Here is a 15,398-nt window from a genome sequence, read left to right on the forward strand (position 1 = left end):
GACGCCGAATTCCGAACTGCTTTACGTCAATGCCCGTTTTGGCGATACGGTGACACGCTTCTACCGCTTCCAGGATGCGGACGGAAACGTCGATTACTTTGATCAGGACGGCAAGAGCATCCGTCAGTTCTTGCTGCGCAACCCGGTGCCGAACGGCATTTTCAAGTCCGGTTTCGGCATGCGACGCCACCCGATCCTGGGGTTTGCCCGCATGCATACGGGCGTCGACTGGGCCGCTCCCCGCGGCACGCCGATTATCGCGACCGGCAATGGCACGGTCGAGAAGGCCGGCTGGGATTCCGGCGGCTATGGCAATCAGACGATCGTCCGTCATGCCAATGGATACGAGTCCTCCTACAACCACCAGAGCGCCATTGCCAAAGGCATCGTGCCCGGAGCCAAAGTTCGCCAGGGCCAGGTGATCGGCTGGGTCGGCACCACCGGCGAATCCACCGGACCGCATCTGCACTACGAGATGATCGTCAACGGCACCAAGGTCGATCCGCTCCGCATCCGCCTGCCGGGCGGCAAGTCGCTGGCCGGCGAAGCACTGGCTAAATTCCAGGACGAGCGCAAGCGCATCGATACGCTCCTGAATAACCAGCCGGTCGATCAGATCGCTAGCAAGTAGGCCAAAAAAATGGCGGCCGGAGCCGCCATTTGCTTTCCCGGATGCCGGTCTTTACGCTGCTTCGCTGACGGCGGAATTGCGCGAGCGGAACAGCAAGCGGTCGGAACCGTTGGTGACCTTCACCGTCGATCCGTCCGGTACCTGGCCGGAGAGAATCTGCTCGGCAAGCGGATCCTGGACATACTTCTGGATCACCCGCTTCAATGGCCGCGCGCCATAGACCGGATCGTAGCCTTTGTTGGCAAGCCAACTGCGGGCATCGTCATCGAGCTCGATCGTGATCTTGCGCTCGGCCAGCAACGCCACCAGCCGTTTCAGCTGGATATCGACAATCGCGCCCATCTCATCGCGCTTCAGGCGATGGAAGAGGATGATCTCGTCGACGCGGTTCAGGAATTCCGGCCGGAAATTGGCGCGCACGACCTCCATCACCTGCTCGCGAACCGTGTCGCTGTCCTGGCCCTCGCCCAACTGGGTGAGGAATTCCGCACCGAGGTTCGAGGTCATGATGATCATCGTATTGCGGAAATCGACCGTGCGGCCCTGGCCGTCCGTCAGGCGCCCCTCATCCAGCACCTGCAGGAGGATGTTGAAGACGTCGTGATGCGCCTTCTCGATCTCGTCGAAGAGCACGACCTGATAGGGCCGGCGGCGGACGGCTTCGGTCAATGCACCACCTTCCTCGTAGCCGACATAGCCGGGAGGGGCGCCGATCAGCCGGGCCACGGAGTGTTTTTCCATGTATTCCGACATGTCCATGCGCACCATCGCCGTCTCGTCGTCGAAGAGGAAGCGGGCGAGCGCCTTGGTGAGCTCCGTCTTGCCGACGCCGGTCGGGCCGAGGAAGATGAATGAGCCGATCGGCCGGTTGGGGTCCTGCAGCCCGGCGCGCGCACGGCGAACGGCACGCGATACGGCTTGCACCGCATCGCCCTGGCCGATGACCGAAGTCGCCAGTTCGTCTTCCATCCTGAGCAGCTTTTCGCGCTCGCCTTCCAGCATCTTGTCGACCGGAATGCCGGTCCAGCGGGAAACGACATGGGCGACATTATCCGGCGTCACGACCTCCTGCACCATGGCGCTGCGGTCGCCATCCTGGCTTTCCGCATCGGCCAGTTGCTTTTCCAGCTCCGGAATGACGCCATAGGTCAATTCGCCGGCGCGCTGGAATTCACCCTTGCGCTGGGCGATTGCCAGTTCGTTGCGGGCGTCGTCGAGCTTCTTCTTGAGATCGGCGGCAAGACCGAGCTTCTGCTTTTCCGATTGCCAGCGGGCCGTCAGAGCGTTGGCCTTCTCCTCCAGGTCCGTCAGTTCGGCATCGAGCCGCGTCAGACGGTCGGCGGAGGCCGCATCCGTTTCCTTCTTTAGCGCTTCACGCTCGATTTTCAGCTGCATGATGCGGCGATCTAACTCGTCGAGCTCTTCGGGCTTCGAATCCACCTGCATGCGCAACCGCGCGGCCGCCTCGTCCATCAGGTCGATCGCCTTGTCGGGCAGGAAGCGATCGGTGATATAGCGGTTCGACAGCGTCGCAGCCGCTACAAGCGACGAGTCCGAAATGCGAACCTTGTGGTGCTGCTCGTATTTTTCCTTGAGGCCGCGAAGGATCGAGATCGTGTCCTCGACCGTCGGTTCATCGACCATGACGGGCTGGAACCGGCGGGCGAGTGCTGCGTCCTTCTCGACATGCTTGCGGTACTCGTCAAGCGTGGTGGCACCGACGCAGTGCAACTCGCCGCGCGCAAGCGCTGGCTTCAGCAGGTTGGAAGCATCCATCGCTCCATCCGCCTTGCCGGCGCCGACTAGCGTGTGCATTTCGTCGATGAAAAGGATGATCTCGCCGTTTTCCGACTGCACTTCGTTAAGCACGGCCTTCAGCCGTTCTTCGAATTCGCCGCGATACTTTGCACCTGCAATCAGCGCGCCCATGTCGAGCGCCATCAGCTTCTTGTCCTTGAGAGACTCCGGCACGTCGCCGTTGACGATGCGTAGTGCCAGTCCCTCGACGATTGCCGTCTTGCCGACGCCGGGCTCGCCGATCAGCACCGGGTTATTCTTGGTGCGGCGGGAGAGAACCTGAATGGTACGGCGGATTTCGTCATCGCGGCCGATCACCGGATCGAGCTTGCCCTCGCGCGCCTCGCCGGTCAGATCGCGGGCGTATTTCTTGAGGGAATCGAAGCCTTGTTCCGCATTAGCCGAGTCGGCCGTGCGCCCCTTTCGAATTTCGTTGATAACTTGATTGAGGCTCTGCGCCGTCACGCCAGCATTCTTCAGCGTCGCTGAGGTCGAAGCGGAAGTCTCAATCGCCAAGGCCTGCAGCAACCGCTCGACCGTGACGAAGCTGTCGCCGGCTTTCTTGGCGGCCTCTTCAGCGGTGGAAAAAACTCTAGCGAGCGGCTGGGCGAGATAGATGTTGCCGTTGCCGCCGGAAATCTTCGGCAGCCTTGCAAGCGCTGCATCGTTTGCAAGCCGCGCGGCCTTGGCATCGCCGCCGGCGCGCTCGATCAGCGAAGCGGCCATGCCTTGATCATCGTCAAGCAGGACCTTGAGGACATGTTCCGGCGTGAATTGCTGGTGACCCTGCGCCAAAGCATAGGTTTGGGCGGACTGAACGAAACCGCGAACCCGCTCGGAATACTTTTCGATATTCATATTCTACCTCCATGGATCGCCCTGCCCTTATAAGGCACAGACCGATGATTGAGATTGAGCTCCCTCAAAAGGCGAGCCGTTGCTTCATCCTTTTTGGAAATTGGACGAAGCATTCGAGGACGAATATGGGATGGATTTTCGCGAGTTTAAAGAGCCGGAACCACGAAAGCCGGGCCGAACAATCCTTCGCGAACGCGCGGCCGCGGCCTGATGGCACGAACGTTCAAGACCCGATTGTAGCGCTGCTGGTATGCGTTGCAGCTTCCTAAACAGCAGAGCCGTGATGACCCTCGAGCAAACGATTGCATTTCTGACCTTTTCAGTCGTCGGCGCCATCACGCCCGGCCCGAGCAACGTCATGATCATGGCGACCGCGTCACTCGTGGGTTTGACACGCGGCCTGCCATGCGTGCTCGGTGCTGCCTTGGGAATGTCGTCGCTATTCTTCTGTGCGGGACTCGGCCTTGCGCAGTTGTTTCTGCTTTATCCGCTTACGCTAACGATCATGAATCTGATCGGCGCTGCCTTTCTGTTTTGGCTGGCCTGGAAGATCGCGACCGCGGACGTGACGCAGGCGAAAGGCGACACGAAAGCCGTGGGCTTTCTGCACGCGGCGGCGTTTCAATGGATGAATCCGAAGGGTTGGCTGGTTGCCATGAGTGGGATTACCGCCTACGCCGGCGCATCTCCAGGAAGCGCTTTCGGCTTGGCCGCAACCTTCGCAGTCCTATTTTTTGTGGCAGCCTTCCCGAGCGGTCTCGCCTGGTTAATGGCTGGCGCAATGATGCAGAAACTGCTTCAAGACGCGCGCATTGCGCGCGCCTTCAATATCGTGATGGCAATCGCACTCGCCGGCTCTGTCGCGACAATATTCGTGTGAGCCGGAGAGGCAGCCTTATTCCGTTGCCGCTTCGACGAGAGCCGGTGCTTCGGCGGAAGCAGCCTCGCCTTCGCCTTCGCCTTCGGCGCGGCGCGGACGACGCGGGCGGTTGCTGGCGTTACGGCGGCGCGGCTGGCGTTCGCGCTGTTGGCCGCCTTCTTCCTCCATGGAGACTTCGGCCGGAATGCCTTCGATTTCAGGCTGAGGGCCGGTTCCGTCGTTGGTATCCTGAGCCGGGGCCGGTAAAGAAGCGGGAGCTTCTGCGCGCTGTTCGCGACGATTCTGCTCGCGCGGCGGCTGAACGACGACGGCATCATCGCCGTCTACCGTATCCAGTTCGTCGCCATCGCGCTCGCCACCTTCGCGGTCGGTGTATTCGTTCCGATCGTCGCGCTGGAAACGTTCCTGCATCTGCGTCTGGGCGGCCGCAATGATGCGGTAATAGTGCTCTGCGTGCTGCAGGTAGTTCTCGGCTATGACGCGGTCACCGGAGCTCTGCGCATCGCGGGCAAGCTGCGAATATTTTTCAGCAATATGCTGAGCCGTACCGCGGATCTTCACGTCGGGGCCGGAGCTGTCGTAGGTCCGCGTCAGCGGATTTCCACCCTTGCGGTTGAAATTGTTGTTGTTATTTCCGCCGCCGTTATTGTTACTGCCACGCCCTCGACCGCGCTTGTTCTGCTGTCCTGGCCTCATAGATCGTTCACCTGAATTCTCTGTTTGTGTGGAGTTATGGCACCAACCGCCGTGGCCGGTAAACCGGCTCAGGGCCTTCGTGCCGCAAGCATAATGCGCCTTCGCGCCGACCTGCCGCTTGTTCTCAAGTCATATTGACTGATTCACGCATTGGGTCGTGTTCAACCTTTGAAACTCTCGTTTAAAAGAGTGGACCCCCGAGGCCGACCAAGTACCGAACGAATCGACGTTCCTTCTTGACTGCCCAACGCGTGAGGGCAACCTATATCGCTTCCCCGTGAAATCCAAGCCTTTTCTTCGCAATAGCAGTAATGTCCTGTTCAATGCTGCAATTTGTCGCTCAAGCGATGGGTGCGAACACGAGCACCCGGTCATTCTGGCCATAATCCTTTGCGGATTCCACGCATTTGAAACCTGCGGCCTCGAAGACCGCCGTTACGTGATTGCGCTGGTCGTAGCCGATTTCCAATCCTATGACGCCGTTTGGCTGCATGAACCTGGCAGCATCCTTGGCTATCGCTTTATATGCGTCAAGCCCATCGGGGCCACCATCCAGAGCTGCCGCCGGATCAAACTTCGTCACTTCAGGAGCGAGATTGTCAATCACATTGGAAGCAATATAGGGCGGATTTGAGACGATTGCGTGAAACGTACCGTGAATGTTTTGAAACCAACTTGATTGCACAGCCTCAAACCGTTCCTTCAATCCGTTTCTTGCAGCGTTTGATTCAGCCGTCCTGAGGGCATCTGCGGATACATCGCTTCCGATACCTGACGCTCCCGGAAATTCGCTCAAAAGCGCAAGGCATATTGCCCCGGTTCCGGTTCCTAGATCAAGGATATGGAGATGTTCCTCCGTCTTTGCAAGGGTTCTTAAATAAGGAAGCATCGTATCGACGAGAATTTCCGTGTCTGGCCGCGGCTCCAGCGTTTCGGCGGAAAGCGACAGCGGCAGACCGTAAAATTCCCGCTCGCCGAGAATACGGTGGACCGGCTCATGGGCTAGCCGTCGTTCCACAGCCGCCGGGATCAGCGCCTCTTTATCGGCAGCGACGGGCTCATTACCACGTGATAGCATCTCGCTCGAGGAGAACTTCAGCAATCCGGCAACGAGCAGTCTTGCATCCGTTGCGGGATCGACGATACCGGCTTCGGTGAAGCGGCGGCGGACTTCGGCGAGAACTTCAGAAACCGTCGGCCGCGCTCCGGTCATTGCTGCTCGCCAAGCTGAGCCAGTTGGCTTGCCTGATAATCGGCAAGCAGGGCATCCACCACTTCGTTGATCTCGCCTTCCATCATCCGGTCCAGCTTGTAGAGCGTCAGATTGATGCGGTGATCGGTAATACGGCCCTGCGGGTAATTGTAGGTGCGTATCCGCTCCGAGCGGTCGCCGGAGCCGACCTGGCTCTTGCGATCGGCGGAACGTTCGCTATCGGCCCTTTGCCGTTCGGCATCATAGAGCCTCGAACGCAGTACCTGCATCGCCTTGGCGCGGTTCTGGTGCTGTGACTTCTCCGAACTGGTGACGACAATGCCCGTCGGCAGATGCGTGATACGCACCGCGGAATCCGTGGTGTTGACGTGCTGGCCGCCCGCGCCGGACGATCGCATCGTATCAATACGAATGTCTTCCGGCCGGATCTCAATGTCGATTTCTTCGGCTTCCGGCAGCACGGCGACCGTTGCTGCCGACGTATGAATGCGCCCACCCGCTTCCGTTTCGGGCACGCGCTGCACACGATGCACGCCGGACTCGAACTTCAGCTTGGCGAAGACGCCCTTGCCGGTGATCGTGGCGATAATTTCCTTGTAGCCGCCGGCTTCGCCCTCGCTTGCGGAAAGGATTTCGACCTTCCAGCCATTCGCTGCGGCGAAACGCTCGTACATGCGAAAAAGATCGCCTGCGAAGAGTGCGGCCTCCGAGCCTCCCGTACCCGCGCGGATTTCAAGGATCGCGCTCTTTTCGTCTGCTGCATCCTTGGGCAGCAGCAGGATCTGGATTTCCTGCTCCAGCGCCTCGATGCGCTCCTTCACATCCGGCAACTCCTGCTCCGCGAGATCGCGCATCTCACGGTCGACGGACCTGTCTTCAAGCAAGGCCTCGAGATCGGAACGCTCGGCTTCAGCCTTTTCATAGGCGCGGATCTTGGTGACGACGGGCTGCAGCTCGGAATATTCGGAGGCGAGCTTCACGTAGACGTCCGCCGACGGGCCGGCCGACATCCGCGCTTCAATTTCGCCGAAGCGGCGTTCCAGCTCGCGCATCTTTTCAACGGGAAGCTTCGCCACCCTTCGCTCCGATTCTTCTTATAATTTGCTAAAGGGGAATATTGTGGCTCTCGGCGAAGTGGGCAAGCACCTCGCGCATTGGGGTCGTGGCGTGGATATCGTCCAACGCCTCGTTCATGACCTTCGCCAGCGCCGCCGCATCGAGACCGAGCAGCATTGCCTTTACCGGCCCGATCGAGGCCGGCGACATCGACACCGAGCGGAAGCCGAGACCAAGCAGCGCCATCGCCGAGATCGGCTTGCCGGCAAGCTCGCCGCACAATGTCACGGGCGTATTGTTACGCTCACCGGCTCGCACGATGTCGCGCAAGAGCCTGAGGAACGGCTTTCCCAGCGTATCGAAGCGGTCGGAAACGCGCGCATTGCCGCGATCCACTGCCATAGCGAACTGGAAGAGGTCATTGGAGCCGACCGAGACGAAATCGACAGTCGCCATCAGTTCGTCGAGCTGCCAGAGTAGTGCCGGCACCTCCAGCATCGCACCGAACTGCAGCTTGCGCGGCAGGCCGTGGCCGAAGCGGGACAGGTGCTGCACTTCCTTCTGCAGAAGCTCGCGAACGGCCGCGATCTCGGAAACCTCGGTCACCATCGGCACCATGAGCTTCAGCTCGGCCCCGGCCGCCGCCTTCAGCATGGCGCGAAGTTGCGTGCGCAAGAGCCCCGGACGGTCGAGCGACAAGCGAATGGCGCGCCAGCCGAGTGCAGGATTCTCCTCCTCGTGGCCGCGGAAATAGGGTACAACCTTATCGCCGCCGATATCGAGCGTGCGGAAGGTAACGATGCGGCCGGCCGCCTGCTTCAGCACGTTGCGATAGAAGATTTCCTGCTCGTCGGCCTTCGGCATCGTGGAAGCGATCATGAACTGCAGCTCGGTGCGGAAGAGGCCGATACCTTCGGCACCCGATTCCGCAAGCTGCGGCAGATCGACCAGAAGCCCGGCATTCATCAGCAGCGAAATCCGCTGCCCGTCCCTCGTCAGCGGCTCAACGGAGCGCAGCGCCCGGAACTGCTCCTGCCGGCGTGCTCGGAAGCGGACTTTTTCCTCGTAAGATCTCTGATGCTCCGGCAACGGCCTCAGATGCACATGGCCGCCGTCGCCATCGATGATCACGGCATCGCCGTTTTCGGCAAGCGCGACAACGCCTGCCGCCTGGCCGATCACCGGAATGCCCATGGCACGGGCGACGATGACGACGTGACTGGTGACGGCGCCTTCCTCGAGCACCAAGCCGCGCACATTGGCGCGCGGGTAGTCGAGCAGTTCGGCGGCACCCATGGCGCGCGCGAGGATGATCGCATCACTCGGGAAACCATCACCCGACGTGTGGCCGCTGTAGCCAGTCAGCTGCCGCAAAAGGCGGTTCGCCAAGTCTTCAAAGTCATGCATGCGCTCGCGGAGATAAGGATCCGTCAGACGCATCATGCGCGCTTTGGTGTCGCTCTGGACTTTTTCGACCGCGGCTTCCGCCGTCAGGCCGTTGCGGATCGCCTCTTCGAGCTTCCGCACCCAGCCCTGGTCATGTGCGAACATGCGGTAGGTTTCCAGAACCTCGCGATGCTCACCCTCCATCGAAACGTCGCGGCTCGAAAGCAAGTCGTCGATCGAAATCCGGAGCGATCCCATCGCTTCCGCCAGCCTGCGGATTTCCTTCTCCGAATCTTCGTTGAGAAGATTGGTGACGACGATGCGCGGCTCGTGCAGCACGACATAACCGAGCCCGATGCCTTCGTTATAGGTATCGCCGTTGATCGTGACGGAGCGCGTCAGGTCAAGTTCAAGGCCGGGCTTCGTGATCTTCTTGAGCTCGCCGGTGGCGATCATCTCGGCGAGCACCATCGCCGTGGTCTCGAGCGCTTCTAGCTCTTCCTCGCGGTAGGTGCGGCTCGCCTTGTTCTGCACGACGAGAACGCCGAGCGAACGGCCGGTGCGTAGGATCGGCACGCCGAGGAAGGAATGGTAGATTTCTTCGCCGGTTTCCGGGAGATAACGGAAAGCGGGGTGCGACTGTGCATCGGAGAGGTTGAGCGGCTGCGCGGAAGCGGCGATCGTACCGACGAGGCCCTGCCCCATCTTCAATTGCGACAGGTGGACGGCCTCTTTCTTCAGGCCCTCAGTCGCATAAAGTTCGAGAACGCCGTCAGAGCGCAGCACGTAGACGGAGCAAACCTCCGCGACCATATTGCTGGCGATCTGCCGAACGATCCGGTCGAGACGCTCCTGCGGCTCCAGCGGCTCCGCCATCAACTCGCGCAGCCGCTTGAGCAGCACGCGCGGACCGCCGGATAGGTCTCTCATGGCGTCTCAAGCTCCAAAAACAAAAGCAAAGTAACCCGGCAGACGCCGCGTGACTTCACAACTTAAATGCGGCAGGCCTGCTGGGAATCAATTCTTATCCAGACCGTAGCAGGAATGCAAAGTCCTGACAGCGAGTTCCGCATAAGGACCGTCGATGAGGATGGAAATCTTGATTTCCGAGGTCGTGATCGCCTTGATGTTGATGCCCTTCTCGGCAAGAGCCTTGAAAGCGGTGGCGGCAACACCGGCATGCGAACGCATGCCGATGCCGATGACCGAAACTTTGACCAAGCCCGATTCGTTCTGCACGACGTCGTAGCCGATCTTTTCCTTGTTCTCGTCGAGCACCTTGATCGCCTTCTCGACGTCGCCCGATGGCACGGTGAAGGTCATGTCGGTCTTTGAACCGTCCTCGGAAATGTTCTGGACGATCATGTCGACATTGATATGGCTCTCTGCGAGGGGGCCGAAGATCGCGGCGGAAACGCCGGGCCGGTCGGCAAGACGGCGAAGCGAGATCTGAGCCTCATCCTTGGCATAGGCGATGCCGGTGACTACTTCCTGTTCCACGATTTCATCCTCGTCACAAATCAGCGTTCCGGGCGGATTCAACAAATCACCCATGCCCGGAGCATCGGGATCTTCGAAAGAGGAGCGCACGAAGGTACGGACCTTGTGTACCATGGCAAGCTCGACCGAGCGAACCTGCAGCACCTTGGCGCCGAGCGAGGCCATTTCGAGCATTTCCTCGAAGGCGATCTTCTTCAGTCGACGCGCCTGCGGCACGATGCGCGGATCGGTCGTATAGACGCCGTCGACATCGGTATAGATATCGCAGCGATCGGCTTTGACAGAAGCCGCGATCGCCACCGCCGACGTATCCGAACCGCCGCGGCCAAGCGTCGCTATCCGATTGTCCGGCCCGAGACCCTGGAAGCCGGCGATGACGGCAACCTGACCCTCGCCCATGCGCTTGATGATGTCGGCACCGTCGATTTCAAGGATGCGGGCAGCGCCATGCGCATTGTCGGTGCGGACCGGAATCTGCCATCCCTGCCAGGAGCGCGCATTGATGTCCATGGCCTGCAGCGCGATCGCCAGCAACCCGGAGGTCACCTGCTCACCGGAAGCGACGACCGCGTCATACTCGCGCGCATCGTAGAAAGGTGAATTGGCACCGACCACCTTCGGCGTCCCCTGCACCCAGCCGACCAGCTCGTTAGTCTTGCCGGACATCGCCGACACCACCACCGCAACCTCGTGGCCGGCATCGACTTCACGTTTCACATGGCGGGCAACGTTCTTGATGCGGTCCAGATCAGCGACGGACGTTCCGCCGAATTTCATTACGATGCGTGCCATAAGCCTCTACCACAGCAAACGCCGGGAGAGACGAAAGCCAGACCCGGCATGACGGAGCCCTGAAAACAGCATGGCCGAAGGGTCGGATAAGGAGTCTGTGGAACCCTTCTAAGGCCTTGCACCCAAGGGCCCAAGTTGCGGCGTCTCTTAGCGAGTTTGAATGGGGGTGGCAAGGTGGCCGTCGACTGAAACGGAAAGACCCGCGGGACAATCTCATCCACCTTGAGGAAATCCGCTGATCGCGCATCAGATTCGGTGTAGGATGTTTGCCATGAATGAGGCCCGGTCTTTATTCGCACAACTGCGCCAGTCGGCGCAGCCGGAAATCGTCGACACTATTGAGCGGCTCGTCCATGACGCCCCCGACCGCAAGCTTTGCCGTGTCAATGCGCTTGCCTTTGCAGCCAGCGAGGACCTCGACGAAGAGCAGGTAGTCAACGCCTTCCTGCACGCGTCCCTCCTCGGCATATTCGATCTGTCATGGAACGTGCTGTGTCCCGGCTGTGGCGGGGTGCTCGATGCCAACACCTCGCTGAGGACCGTCCAGAGTGACGAGTATAACTGCGCGCTTTGCGCGGCGGGCTACGAGCCGACGCTGGACGAGATGGTCGAAGTCACCTTCACTGTCAGTCCGCGGGTGCGCCGCATTGCCGCTCACAATCCGCACGAATTGCCGCCATTGGAGTATTTCCGCCAGATCTATTGGAGTTCAGGTGTCGACCTGCCGGAGGAAGATTTTGAGGCGAAGGTCGACGAATTCGTGCTTGAATCCCTCGAACTGCCGCCGGGGGAAAAAGCCGTTATTTCCCTGCAGCTGCCTGCGGATTTCGTCATCATCTTCGAACCGGTCACCCACGCAGCGCAGTTCCTGGATATCAAAGGCGAGCCAACCAAGGAGCGGCAGAGTCTCTCGCTTGTATTCGATCGCGCGCACCGGCATAGCGAGCCCCTTGAGCTGAGGCCCGGTCCGATGCGCATTTCGGTGGAAAACCGCACCGAGGTCCGCACCTTGCCATCTGTTTGCATAGCCAACGAGGCCCTGCACGGTTTGCTCGGCCACCGCCGCCCGTTCCTGACTGCCAAGCGCCTGCTCTCCAACCAGACCTTTCGCGACATCTACCGCACCGACACGATAGACGTGGATCAGCGGTTGAAGATCACCAGTCTGACCTTCCTCTTCACCGATCTCCGCGGTTCGACTGAGCTTTACGAAAGAGTAGGCGACCTTGCGGCATTCGACCTCGTGAAAACGCATTTTAGCATTCTCAACGACATCGTTGGTGCGGAAGCGGGTGCTGTTGTGAAAACAATCGGCGACGCGGTGATGGCCACTTTCCCGACCCCCGACCGGGCAGTCGTCGCGGCCATGAGAATGCGCGAGGCGATGCGCAAGCTCAACGAGGAACGCGGCAGTGAAGATCTGCTTCTGAAGATCGGCATCCACGAAGGACCATGCATCGCCGTGAACCTGAACGAACGGCAGGATTACTTCGGGCAGACGGTGAACATCGCCTCGCGCGTCCAGCATCTGGCCACATCGCGCGAAATCTTCGCGACCGGCTCGGTGTTGGGCGACCCGCGCGCCCTAAGCCTTCTGACGGATCGTGGCCTCAATCCGATGTCGCAAAAAGTCACGCTTCGCGGCATCGCCCACGAAATCAGCATATTTGCGATTCCATAAGCCACCTTCCTGGCCTTCGAAGGCGACTCAGCACTCATTGGTTTTTGATGATGCTGATGGCGCCGCTCACCTCGAGGATAGCGAAGCGGATGTCCTTGACGCTTTCGACACCCTGTTGATTGCGCGCGGCCTCGAGCACGTCTTCCATCTGTAGCCTGCAGCCGCGCAAGGCCTCCTGGTCTGCAACCCCATTCGCAATCAGAATGGTCGGAACGCCGTCGATGACCTTGCCCGCAAGCGGTGACCAGCTCTTGAGATAGGAGAGCAGGATATCCGCAAGAAACAGGGTCAAGATCAGCACGATCGCATTGGTTATCGAAAAATCGTCGCCGAGCATCGCCTGCTGCGTCGTCTCGGAGACCACCAACAGGATCACGAGGTCGAATGGGGTCATCTGTGCGAGCGTCCGGCGGCCCGACAGGCGTATGATGACAAGGAGGGCAAAATAGATCGAAAGGCCGCGAATAACGCTTTCCATATCGAGTTCTCCTCACGGAAGGATCAAGACAAGCGGCGCCGAAACGTGTTCGCCGATACCGACACGAATGCGATGAAAGCCCGGCGACTGGGTGTGCAGGCGGAACCGGACATCGATCGGCATGCCTGGATCCCCGGGAAACTGATAATGGATCAAGCCGGCTTTGGACGTCACCGCCTTCGGTGGCGGGTCGATGCCCTCGACGAGAAAGCCCTTCAGAAACGCTGCATCGGCTGTGAAGACGCAATCCGCATCGCAGGGTCCGAATCGAATATGAATCTCGTCCGGCGCATTCCATCGCGAGATGGCTGGGTAGTCGACCGTTCCTTGCGGCGTTTCCACCAAGGCGCGGGAAAGATATCCGCCCTTTCCCAACGCGCCGAAGAGGCAGCTTGCGAGGATAAGACCGAAGGCAAACCAGGCGACACGCTGAACGATCCAGACTCGCCGTTGAAAGTCCCGATGTTCAGTGACGCCTTCGGGCAAATGGTCGCTGCCGGTCCCTTTGAGTGTCATCTGCGCCGCCTTTATCCGCCTGCGAGATAACGCCGCGGGCCGCAACGAGTTCAATAGTTCAAGGAACCCGACCTATGCCGAGTTAAAATGTCGGAGGTTCCAATGAACTAAGGACCGCGCGGAAATTGGCACCATATCTGTGTCGACATGCAGCGGCTATGCTTCAGGCTTAACCAGTCGAATACTGGTGATTACAGGCGGCGAAACCGACGTGTGCGTGGCAATTGATCTCGGCTACCGCGTCATCCTTGTCGAAAATGCGGTCTGCAGCAGCGACGACCAAACCTGCGATGCCTCGCTGGAATTCCTGAGAAATCGCTTCTCCGTTGAGCTCGAGCTGATGGCAACGGATGACTTTTTGCAGCAAGCACGTGGTTGATCGAGGATGCTTCACTATATCCGTTGAAACTACGCCGGATAAGAACGCACGCACTCCTTCACGCCGGCAGAAGCCCACGATGAGTAAGCCACTGGAAACCGCCACACCACATCCGCTGGACCTTCCTGCAACGGAAATGGCAAGCGGTATCTGCCAGGGCCGGTTCGCCTCCGAAAACGTGGTGGCGGAATCGATCCGCCGCGCCAAGGCGGTGCGCGAAACGCTCAATCCGTTCACCGTCCTGCGTGAGGAGCAGGCGCTCGAAGCGGCCCGCGAGGCGGATCGCGCCGCCGCCCGCGGCGAAGCAACCGGCCCATTACACGGTGTACCGTTCGCCGCCAAGGACCTGACGCCGACCGCAGGCGATCTGACGACGCTGGGCTCATGGACAAAGGGCGACTGGGTGCCTGCCGAAACAGCGCTCTGCATCCGCCGTCTTCAAGGCGCGGGTGCCATTTTGATGGGAAAAACGACAACCCCGGAATTCGCCTTTGCAAGCTTCACCCAAAGCCCGCGCTGGGGCGTGACCCGCAACCCGTGGGACCCGGAGCGCACCTCCGGCGGTTCCTCCGGTGGGTCGGCCGTTGCGGTCGCGACCGGCGTCGTGCCCTTTGCGGAGGGCACGGATATGGGCGGCTCTGTGCGTATTCCGTCCGCATTCTGCGGCACGGTCGGCCTGAAACCGAGCCTCGGACGAATTCCGATGACGATCCTGCCAAGCGTTTTCGACAACATCTCGCATTTCGGTCCGCTGGCACGCACGGTGGCAGACGCGATCGCCTTCATGGAAGCGGCCTGCGGTCCGAGCGACGAGGACATTTCTTCGCTGCCGATCGGCTTCATGTCACATGCGGCACGAGACGGCCAATTGGAAGGCAAGCGCTTAGCACTCTCAATGGACCTCGGTTACTATCGTATCCAGCCCGAGGTCGAGCAGGCGATACGCGCTGCTGTCGAGGAATTGCGTCGCGCCGGCGCCACAGTCGATGCAGTCCCGTTGCATTGGACGCGCTCGGTTAACGATGAATGGTTCGATCTCTGGTGCGTCTTCATGTCTGGCTTCTTCGGCGAGACTATTACCGAATACCGGGAGAAAATGGATCCTGCCGTCGTTGCGATCATCGAGCGCGGCTTTTCAATGAATGCCACCGCCTACAAGCGCGTGGAATTGCTGCGCACCGCAATGTGGCGCGATATGGCAAAGCTCTTCGAGAGCCACGACGCCCTGCTCTGCCCCACCTGCGCCATCACCGCTCCGCTCGCCAGCGAAACTGACGACGACTATGTCGCGACCTGTCCGGACGGCCGTTTCGCCGGGCTCGACATGACCTGCCCTTTCAACATGCTGCCGCAACTGCCCGCGCTTTCTCTGCCGGTCGGTCCTGCAGCAAATGGCATGCCGGTCGGGCTGCAGATCATCGGACGCCGCTTTGCCGACGAAGACGTTCTGGCGATAGGCGCGGCACTCGAGGCGCGTCTTGCGGTTCCCCGTTTTCCCGCCTCTTGACTTATGCTGCTGATCGTCCGACTTCACT

At 60.2% G+C, this 15,398-nt stretch carries 12 protein-coding genes and 1 pseudogene (1 of these 13 cut by a window edge); 5 read left to right on the plus strand and 8 right to left on the minus strand.

Going from position 1 to position 15,398, the window contains the following annotated elements; translation table 11 throughout:
* Nucleotides 1-631 carry the 3' portion of a M23 family metallopeptidase gene (locus RGR602_RS18190; protein ID WP_039846238.1) on the plus strand. 1,301 nt of this gene lie to the left of the window's left edge, so only the last 631 of its 1,932 coding nucleotides appear in the window; its start codon lies beyond the left edge, outside the window; it ends in the stop codon at nucleotides 629-631.
* 51 nt (nucleotides 632-682) lie between these two features.
* Here RGR602_RS18190 and clpB read toward each other — a convergent pair whose 3' ends face one another.
* A complete protein-coding gene (clpB, locus tag RGR602_RS18195; RefSeq protein ID WP_039846239.1) occupies nucleotides 683-3,286 on the minus strand; it encodes an ATP-dependent chaperone ClpB in 2,604 nt (867 codons plus the stop codon).
* 283 nt (nucleotides 3,287-3,569) lie between these two features.
* On the opposite strand from clpB, the gene RGR602_RS18205 reads away from it, so the two are divergent.
* Entirely contained in the window at nucleotides 3,570-4,166 is a 597-nt protein-coding gene (locus tag RGR602_RS18205; RefSeq protein ID WP_039846241.1) for a LysE family translocator, read from the plus strand.
* A gap of 15 nt (nucleotides 4,167-4,181) precedes the next feature.
* On the opposite strand, the gene RGR602_RS18210 is transcribed toward RGR602_RS18205, so the two are convergent.
* The 5 genes from RGR602_RS18210 to RGR602_RS18230 all read right to left on the minus strand — a co-directional run bounded on the left by RGR602_RS18210 (nucleotide 4,182) and on the right by RGR602_RS18230 (nucleotide 10,809).
* On the minus strand, nucleotides 4,182-4,862 hold the full coding sequence (locus RGR602_RS18210; protein ID WP_039846242.1) for a DUF4167 domain-containing protein: 681 nt from the start codon (nucleotides 4,860-4,862) through the stop codon (nucleotides 4,182-4,184).
* 340 nt (nucleotides 4,863-5,202) lie between these two features.
* The gene (prmC, locus tag RGR602_RS18215) at nucleotides 5,203-6,075 is read right to left on the minus strand and encodes a peptide chain release factor N(5)-glutamine methyltransferase (RefSeq protein WP_039846243.1); all 873 of its coding nucleotides are present in this window, start codon (nucleotides 6,073-6,075) and stop codon (nucleotides 5,203-5,205) included.
* A complete protein-coding gene (gene prfA, locus RGR602_RS18220; RefSeq protein ID WP_039846244.1) occupies nucleotides 6,072-7,151 on the minus strand; it encodes a peptide chain release factor 1 in 1,080 nt (359 codons plus the stop codon). Before prfA ends, prmC begins: the two co-directional genes overlap by 4 nt.
* 28 nt (nucleotides 7,152-7,179) lie before the next feature.
* On the minus strand, nucleotides 7,180-9,447 hold the full coding sequence (ptsP, locus tag RGR602_RS18225; protein ID WP_039846245.1) for a phosphoenolpyruvate--protein phosphotransferase: 2,268 nt from the start codon (nucleotides 9,445-9,447) through the stop codon (nucleotides 7,180-7,182).
* Between the two features lie 87 nt (nucleotides 9,448-9,534).
* Entirely contained in the window at nucleotides 9,535-10,809 is a 1,275-nt protein-coding gene (locus RGR602_RS18230) for an aspartate kinase (RefSeq protein ID WP_039846246.1), read from the minus strand.
* Between the two features lie 271 nt (nucleotides 10,810-11,080).
* On the opposite strand from RGR602_RS18230, the gene RGR602_RS18235 reads away from it, so the two are divergent.
* On the plus strand, nucleotides 11,081-12,490 hold the full coding sequence (locus RGR602_RS18235) for an adenylate/guanylate cyclase domain-containing protein (RefSeq protein WP_039847012.1): 1,410 nt from the start codon (nucleotides 11,081-11,083) through the stop codon (nucleotides 12,488-12,490).
* Nucleotides 12,491-12,524: 34 nt separating this feature from the next.
* On the opposite strand, the gene RGR602_RS18240 is transcribed toward RGR602_RS18235, so the two are convergent.
* Together RGR602_RS18240 and RGR602_RS18245 are read right to left on the minus strand one after the other, a co-directional pair.
* Nucleotides 12,525-12,968, minus strand: a complete 444-nt coding sequence (locus RGR602_RS18240) for a DUF421 domain-containing protein (protein ID WP_039846247.1) — start codon at nucleotides 12,966-12,968, stop codon at nucleotides 12,525-12,527.
* 12 nt (nucleotides 12,969-12,980) lie between these two features.
* Entirely contained in the window at nucleotides 12,981-13,484 is a 504-nt protein-coding gene (locus tag RGR602_RS18245; protein ID WP_052451616.1) for a hypothetical protein, read from the minus strand.
* 184 nt (nucleotides 13,485-13,668) lie between these two features.
* On the opposite strand from RGR602_RS18245, the pseudogene RGR602_RS18250 reads away from it, so the two are divergent.
* Both RGR602_RS18250 and RGR602_RS18255 read left to right on the plus strand, forming a co-directional pair.
* Nucleotides 13,669-13,863: pseudogene (locus tag RGR602_RS18250) on the plus strand (isochorismatase family protein); the annotation flags it as partial.
* A 79-nt stretch (nucleotides 13,864-13,942) separates the two neighbouring features.
* Nucleotides 13,943-15,370 carry an amidase gene (locus RGR602_RS18255; protein ID WP_039846249.1) on the plus strand — a complete coding sequence of 476 codons (1,428 nt, stop codon included), beginning with the start codon at nucleotides 13,943-13,945 and terminating at the stop codon, nucleotides 15,368-15,370.
* The last annotated feature ends 28 nt before the right edge of the window (nucleotides 15,371-15,398 follow it).

The organism is Rhizobium gallicum bv. gallicum R602sp, assembly GCF_000816845.1.
In the GTDB taxonomy this organism is placed as follows: Bacteria; Pseudomonadota; Alphaproteobacteria; order Rhizobiales; family Rhizobiaceae; genus Rhizobium; species Rhizobium gallicum.